This is a genomic window from Pseudomonas sp. MWU13-3659 (assembly GCF_023757525.1).
In the GTDB taxonomy this organism is placed as follows: domain Bacteria; phylum Pseudomonadota; class Gammaproteobacteria; order Pseudomonadales; family Pseudomonadaceae; genus Aquipseudomonas; species Aquipseudomonas entomophila_E.
In genome coordinates this window covers 1-8,287 of record NZ_JAMSHW010000062.1, presented here as the reverse complement: position 1 = coordinate 8,287, position 8,287 = coordinate 1, and the positions used below count along the sequence as shown (strand labels likewise).

The 8,287-nt window shown below is 69.0% G+C and carries 1 protein-coding gene; it reads right to left on the bottom strand.

What is annotated here, in order from left to right:
• A partial coding sequence (locus tag NGM28_RS28145) for a non-ribosomal peptide synthetase (protein WP_252092505.1) occupies positions 1 to 8,188 on the bottom strand: 8,188 nt, incomplete at its 3' end.
• Positions 8,189 to 8,287: the final 99 nt, after the last annotated feature.

Genomic DNA, 8,287 nt, shown 5'->3' with positions numbered 1-8,287 from the left:
CCACCGGGGCGCTGTCACTGAGCATGTGGCGGATGCGCTCGGCCGGGTACTCCGGGTCCACCGGCACATAGGCGCCACCGGCCTTGAGAATGGCCAGCAGGCCGACCACCATCGACAGGCCGCGCTCCACGCAGATCGCCACGCGATCGTCGGGTTTCACGCCCAGGGCGATCAGGTGATGGGCCAGGCGGTTGGCCTGCTCGTCGAGCTGGCGGTAAGTCAGCTCGCCCTCTTCGGCCTTCACCGCCACGGCGTCCGGGGTGCGCCGCACCTGGGCTTCGATCAGCCCGTGCAAGGTCTGTTCGAGGTCGTAGTCCACCCGCGTGTCGTTGAAGCCCACCAACAGTTGCCGACGCTCCGCCGCACCCAGCAATACCGACTCGGACGGGATCACGTCACCCGAAGCGATGAAGCTCCAGAGCAGTTGCTCGAAATAACAGGCATAGCGCTGCACCGTCTCGTGGTCGAACAGCGCTGTCGCGTAGACCAGCGCGCCGACGAAGCCGTCGGCACTTTCGCCCATGCTCAGGCTGAGGTCGAACTTTGCCACGCGGGCCTCGGCCTCCAGCAGCGAAAGCGACAACCCTTCGAGGCGCAGCGGCGGCTGGCCGACGGTGCCGTCCCAATCCAGCGCGGCCTGGTACAGCGGCGTGTGGGACAGGCTGCGCGGTGGACGCAGCAGTTCCACCACTTGCTCGAACGGCACGTCCTGATGGTCCTGGGCGGCGATCACCACCGCCTTGACCCGGGCGAGCAAGGTGCCCAGGTCCGGAGTCCCCGAAGTGTCGATGCGCAAGGCCAGGGAGTTGACGAACAAGCCGATCAGGCCCTCGACCGCAGCTTGTCGGCGGTTGGCCACCGGCGTGCCGATCACCACATCGTCCTGGCCCGACAGGCGCGCCAGCAGCACCGCCCAGGCGGCGGTGAACAGCATGAACGGCGTGATCCCATGGCGGTGGCAGAGCGCCTTGAGCTCGGTGCTCAGGCGTGGATCCAGGCTCAGGTCGACACGCTCGCCGGTGTAGTCCTGGTGCGATGGGCGCGGCCGATCGCTGGGCAGTGCCAGCAACACCGGCGCACCGGCCAGCGCCTGGCGCCAGTAATCGCCCTGGCGTTGCAGCTCGTCACCCGTCAGCCAGCGGCGCTGCCAGATGGCATAGTCGCCGTACTGGATCGCCAGGGGTGTCAGCGGGTCTTCGCCACCTGCGGCAAAGACGGGGTACAAGGCCGCCAGTTCCTGGGTGAGCACGCCCACCGACCAGCCGTCGGCGACGATATGGTGCAGGGTGAGCAGCAGCACGTGATGATCCGGCGCCAGGCACAGCAGACAGCCACGGATCGGCAGTTGATGCGCCAGGTCGAACGGCAGCGAAGCCTGCTCCTGGGCCAGCGTTCGCAACCGCTGCGGCTGCCCGCGCAGGTCGTGCCAGGCCAGGGCGAAACCGCCGTGCCCCGGCACCACCCGCACCCGCGCTTCGGCGCCATCCTGGTTGAACTGGCTGCGCAGGCTCTCGTGGCGCTCGACGATGCGCGCCAAGGTGCGCTCCAGCGCCGTGCGGTCCAGCGGCCCGCGCAACTCCAGGCCCAGCGGAATATGGTAGGCGGCGCTGGCATCGCCCATCTGCGCCAGGAACCACAGGCGCTGCTGGGCGAACGACAGCGGCTGGGACTGGCCCCGCACCGCCGCCTCCAGCAGCGGCAATGCCCGGCCCTGGTTGGCCGCCAATGCCGCCGCGACGGCCTGCAGGCGGTCGTCGGCGAACAAGGTGCCCAATGCCAGCTCCAGGCCCAGCCGCTGGCGCAACTGGCCGACCATGCGCATGGCCAGCAGCGAGTGGCCGCCCAGTTCGAAGAAGCGGTCCTGGCGACCGATCCGCTCGACCTGCAGCAGCTCGCTCCAGAGCTGGGCCAGGGCGGTTTCCAGGTCGCCTTCGGCGGCTTCGTACGCCTGCTCGGCCAGCGCCTCGCGCTCGGGCGCCGGCAGCGCGCGGCGATCGACCTTGCCGTTGGCGGTCAATGGCCACGCCGCCAACTGCACCAGCGCCACCGGCACCATGTAGGCCGGCAGGCGTTGCAGCAACACAGCCCGCAACTCGGCAGGCGTCGGCGCCTCACCTCGGGCGATGAACCAGGCCACCAGCCTTGGCTGACCCGCTTGCTCCTCATGGGCCAGCACCAGAGCCTCTTCGATACCTGGCACTTGCAGCAATTGGGCCTCGATCTCACCGAGTTCGATGCGCCGGCCTTGCACCTTCACCTGGTCATCGTTGCGCCCCAGGTATTCCAGGGTACCGTCGGCGTTCCAGCGCGCCAGGTCACCGGTGCGGTACATACGCGCCCCCGGTGTTTCACTGAACGGGTCGGCGAGGAAGCGTGCCTCGGTCAGGTCGGGGCGATTGAGATAGCCCCGCGCCACGCCCGCACCGCCCACGTAAAGCTCGCCCGTTGCACCGGATGGCACCAGTTGCAGGGCCTCGTCGAGCAGATAGGCGCGGGCATTGGCGATCGGCCGGCCGATATCCAGCGCGCCGCCCGGCAGCACCAGGCCGGACGTGGCGACCACGGTGGCTTCGGTGGGGCCGTAGTTGTTGACCACCACGAAGCCTGGGTCACTGTTGAACTGACGCAGGCGATCGCCACCGATCAGCAGGGTGCGCAAGGTCGGGTGCCGCAGCCCTTGGCTGAGGGCGTACTCGGCCACCGGAGTAGGCAGGAAGGCCACCTTCAGTGGTTGCGCCAGCCACCAGGCCAGCATCGCATCGAGCTGCTCGTTGCCCAGCGGCTCAGGGGGCACGTGCAGCACCGCGCCAGCGCACAGGGCCGGCCAGACTTCCCAGGCCATGGCGTCGAAACCGAAGCCGGCAACGCTGGCGGTGTGGTCCCCGGCCCTCAGTTCGAAGGCCTTGCGGTGCCAGTGGACGAGGTTGGCCAGGGCCCGGTGTTCGACCATCACCCCCTTGGGCTCGCCGGTGGAGCCGGAGGTGTAGATCACATAGGCCAGGTGGTCGGGGGCCAGGCCTGCGACCACGGGGTTGTCGTGACGCGCCGGCCAGTCAGGCTGGTCGAGGGCCAGCAAAGGCGCCTCCAGACCTTCAAGACGCTCGAACAATGCCCGCTGGGCCAGCACTACCACCGGTGCGCTGTCGCTCAACAGGTAGTGCACGCGCGAGTCGGGATGGGCGGGATCCACCGGCACGTAGCCGGCCCCGGCCTTGAGCACCGCCAGCAAGGTAACCAGGGTGTCCAGCCCGCGCCGCGCCACCACTGCCACGCGGTCGTCGGGGCGTACACCCAGGTCGATCAGGTGATGGGCCAAGGCATTGGCCTGGTGGTTCAACTCGCCATAGCTCAGGGTGCGCTCGCCGGCCTTGGCCGCCAGGGCTTGCGGCGCCTGGGCAACCTGGGCCTCGATCAGCCCTGGCAAGGTCTGGCCACGGGGGAAGGCCCGTGTCGTGTTGTTGAAGCCGTGCAGCAGGCGCTTGCGCTCCGTGTCGCCGACCAGTGCTACATCGGCCAGCGGTTGCCGGTCATTGTCCACCATGGCCTGCAGCAGCGTTTCGAAGTAGCCGGCAAAGCGCTGCACGCTGGCCTGGTCGAACAGCGCGGTGGCGTACTCCAGGCTGCCGACCAGCGCCTCGCCCTGCTCGCCCATGTTCAGCGACAGGTCGAACTTGGCCACCTGGATGCCCTGCGCCACCGCTTCCAACTGCAGCCCCTGCAACTGCAGGACGGCGCCATCGGCGGCCAACCAGTTGAGGGTGGTCTGGAACAGCGGCGTGTGGCTGAGGCTGCGTGCCGGGCGGACGATCTCCACCACCTGCTCGAACGGCAGGTCCTGGTGCGCCTGGGCCTGGAGCAGGCGCTGCTGCACCTGGGCCAGCAAGGCGGCGGCGGACGGCGCGCCCGCCAGGTCGATGCGTATCGCCAGGGTGTTGACGAACAGCCCGACCAGAGGCTCCAGCTCGGCCCGGCCACGCCCGGCCACCGGGCAGCCCACCACCACCTCGGCCTGGCCGGCCAGGCGCGCCAGCGTCGTGGCCCAGGCACTCATCAGCACCGTGTACAGGGTCACCTGGTGACGTTGGGCCAGGGCACGCAAGCTGGCCGCCAGGGGCTCGTCCAGCCGCAGCAGCACGCTGGCGCCGCTGAAGTCCTGCCGTGCCGGGCGCGGCCTATCGCCGGGCAGGCTCAGCAGCGTCGGCGCGCCGTCCAGGGTTTCACGCCAGTAGTCGGCCTGGCGCTGCAGTTTCTCGCCCGCCAACCAGCGGCGTTGCCACACGGCGTAGTCGCCGTACTGGATCGCCAAGGGTGGCAACGGGTCTTCCAGCCCCTGGCACAGGGCCGGGTACAGCATGCCGAGCTCGCGGGTCAGTACCCCCAGGGACCAGCCATCGGCAACGGCATGGTGCACGGTCAGGGCCAGTACATGGTGCTGCTCGCCCAGGCGCAGCAGGCTGGCGCGCAGCAACGGCCCGGCGACCAGGTCAAAGGGCGCGACGGCTTCGCTGCGCAGGCGCGCGGGCAGATCCTTCGGTGCCAGTGTCTCGCGGTGCAGCCAGCCCGGTTGCGGGGTCGCATCGACCCGCACTTCGGCACTGTCGCCAGAGGGCACGAAACGGCTGCGCAGGGTCTCGTGGCGCTCGACGATATACAGCAAGGCGCGCTCCAGCGCCGTGGCATCCAGCGTGCCCCGCAGGCCCAGGGCCAGCGGCATGTTGTAGGCCTGGTTGCCGCCTTCCAGCTGAGCCAGGAACCACAGGCGCTGCTGGGCGAACGACAACGGCAGGGCCTGCTCGCGGTCAACCGCCACGATCATCGGTAGCTCGCTTGCGCTTGCGTTGGCCAGCACCTGAGCCAGCGCGGCCAGCTCGGCATTGGCGAACAGGTCGGCCAGGGCCAGCTCCACCCCCAGGCGCTGGCGCACCTGGGACACCAGGCGCATGGCCAGCAATGAATGGCCACCCATTTCGAAGAAGTGATCGTGACGGCCGACCTGCTCGACCTTGAGCAACTCGGCCCAGATCGCCGCCAGGGCGGTTTCCACTTCGCCTTGTGGCGCCTCGAAGCCTCGACGGATCACATCGTCGCTGCCCGGCTGCGGCAGTGCACGACGGTCGAGCTTGCCGTTGGCGGTCAGTGGCAACGCCTCCAGTTGCACATAGGCCGACGGCAGCATGTAGTCCGGCAGTTGGCCTTGCAGCTGCTGGTGCAGCTCGGCGATGGCTTCATGGCCGGTGAAATAAGCTACCAGGCGCTTGTCGCCTGGGGCGTCCTCGCGCAACACCACGGCCACGTCACGCACACCCGCGCACGCCGCCAGGCGCGCTTCGATCTCACCCAGCTCGATCCGGAAGCCACGCAGCTTGACCTGCTGGTCGGCGCGACCCAGGTAGCGCAAGGTGCCGTCGGCCTGCCAGCAGGCCAGGTCGCCGCTGCGGTACATCACCCCGCCGTTGAACGGGTCGACCAGGAAGCGCTCGGCGGTCAGCTCAGGCTGGCCGAGGTAGCCCAGCGCCACGCCGTCGCCAGCGATGTACAGCTCGCCCACCGCCCCCACCGGCAGCAACTGCCGACGGGCATCGAGCACATAGCAGCGGGCGTTGCCGATCGGCTTGCCGATGGGGATGCTGCCCTCGCCCACGCTGACGATTTCGTGGGTGGTGCTGAAGGTGGTGGCCTCGGTCGGGCCGTAGCCGTTGAGCAGGTGTTGCTGCGCGCCGTCACGCAGCACGCGGGCGATCACTGCCGGGTCCAGTACATCGCCGCCGACCATCAGGTAGCGCAGCGTGCGGAACGCCGGCAGCAGGTCGTCGGCGAACTGATGGAACAGCCCCGCAGTCAGCCAGAGCACGGTCACGCCCTGGGCCAGCAGTTCGTCGCACAGGGCCTGGCGCGACAGCACCTGGTCCTGGTCGATCACCACCACCGCTCCACCATTGAGCAGCGGCGCCCACACTTCCAAGGTGCTGGCGTCGAACGCCGGGTTGGAGGCGAACGCCACCCGGTCCTGATTATTGAAGTCGGCGAAGCCATTGTTGATGGCCAGGCGCACGATGGCCCGGTGCGGCACCTGCACACCCTTCGGCGTGCCGGTGGAGCCGGAGGTGTACATGATGTACGCGGCGCTGCCGGCGTCCACCGCCAGGTTCAGGGGCTCGCTCGCATAACGATCCAGGTCGAGCCGGTCCAGTTCGACCCGACGCCCGCCCTCGATCTGCGGCTGATCGCTGTGGGTCAGCAACACCACGGCCTGGCTGTCCGCGACCATGAATGCCTGACGCTCGACCGGCGCATTGCCATCCAATGGCACGAACACCGCCGCGCATTTGCTCACGGCCAGCTGGGCCGCCAGCAGGTCGAAGGACCGTGGCAGCAGCAAGGCCACCCGGTCGCCGGGTTGTACGCCAAGCTCAACCAGGCAACGGGCCAGGCGATTGGCCTGGGCCTCGAGCTGGGCATAGCTCCAGCGCTGCTGTCCATGCACCACCGCCAACGCCTCAGGGTTCAGGCTGGCGTGCGTCTCGAACATGCCGTGCACGGCGCTGTCGCGCGGGTAGTCGCGCAGGGTGTCGTTGAACTGCCGCAGCACTCGCTCACGCTCGTCTTCGGGCAGCGCGACCAGGCTGTGCAGCGATGTCGCCGGCGCGTGCGCCAACGCCTCGGCCAGTTGTGCCAGGACAACCTGCAACAGCTGGCAGACCAGGCGCCCGTCCACACCCGGCACCGCCTGCACGGTCAGCGAGAAGCCGCTGCCCAGGTCATCGACGCTGACCACCAGCGGGTAGTTGGTGGCCTCGGCGGAGTGGACGATCTCGATCCCCGCCCAACCACTGCGCAAGACCTCCGCGCTGCCCGCGTGCACGCTGTGGCGGTAGTTGAGCAAGGTGTTGAACAACGGCGCCGGCGCCGCCACGCCACTGCAGCGCTGGGCCAGGGCCAGCGGCGCGTGCTCGTGGCGCATCAGGGTGCTCAGGCGTTGGTGGGTGGCCTTGACCGCCGTGGGCAGGTCGCTGCGCGCCAGGTCCACACTGAACGGCAAGGTATTGATGAAGATGCCCAGGGCCCGGTCGGCGGCTTCGGCACCGACCAGGCGCCCCATCAGCACCGTGCCGAACACCACCTGGTCACGCCCGGTCAGCACACCCAGCACCCGCGCCCAGGCCAGGTGGAACAGGCTGGCGACGCTCACCCCCTGGGCCCGCGCCTGGTTGCGCAGGCCTTGGCACAGGGCCGGGTCGAGGGGCAGGCGCTGTTCGTCCAGCGCCGCGCCATCGCCCTGCACGTCGCCCAGGCCGTAGGCCAGCGTCGCCTCGTCGATCGCGCCGAGCATGTCGCGGAAGAAGGCTTCGTGCTCGGCGTCGCTCACGCCCAGCAACGCCTGGGCCACATGGTTGCGGAACGGCACCGGGCGGCCAAGCTGCTGCGGCTGGCCCAGCAGGAAGGCGAGCATTTCGTGGCGCACCACGTCCAGGGCGCTGTGGTCCAGGGCGACATGGTGGAACTGCAGGGTCGCCCGCACCCGACCATCCGCCGCCTCAGGCTGGCATTGCAGGCGGATCAGCGGTGCCTGGGCGAGATCGAAACCGGCTTCGGGCGCCTCGCCTTCGGCCAGTTGCGTCACCCGCAGCTCGGCCTTGCGCCACACCACTTGCAACGGCTGGTCGAAGTCCTTCCAGTGCACCGAGGTGCGCAGGATGTCGTGACGGTCGATCACCCCTTGCAGGGCCTGGGTAAAGGCCGCCACGCGCTCGCGGCTGGCGAACACGAAGGGCGCCTGCATCACATAGGGGTCATGCTCGCCGGCACTGGCGTGGTGGAACAGCATGCCTTGTTGCAGGGGCGCCAGGGGGTAAATGTCCTGCACGTTGGCGGCGCCACCGGGGATGGCGGCCACCAGGCGGTCGATGGTCGCCTGGTCGAGCTCGACCAGGCTGAGCATGGCCGGGGTGATCCGCGTGCAGCCAGGCGGGATGCGGTTTTCCGGCACCTCGACCGCGCCCTGGCGGGTCGCCACGTATTCACCCCGTTCGAGCATCGCCAGCAGCGCCGGCTTGTGCTCGCGCAGTTGTGCCACCAAGGCCGCGTCGGTCAGGGCCTGGCGGTTGCCCTGGACCACCAGCTGGCCATCCTTGAGCGCCAGTTGCACGTTGTTGGCTGTCAGTGTTGCCAGTAGTTCGTTGATGCTCACAGGACGATCTCCATTCTGTCTGTGATGGCGGCATAACCTGCCAGCGTCGGTTGCTCGAACAGGGTGCGCACGTCGGCTTCCAAGCCGGCTTCGCGCAGC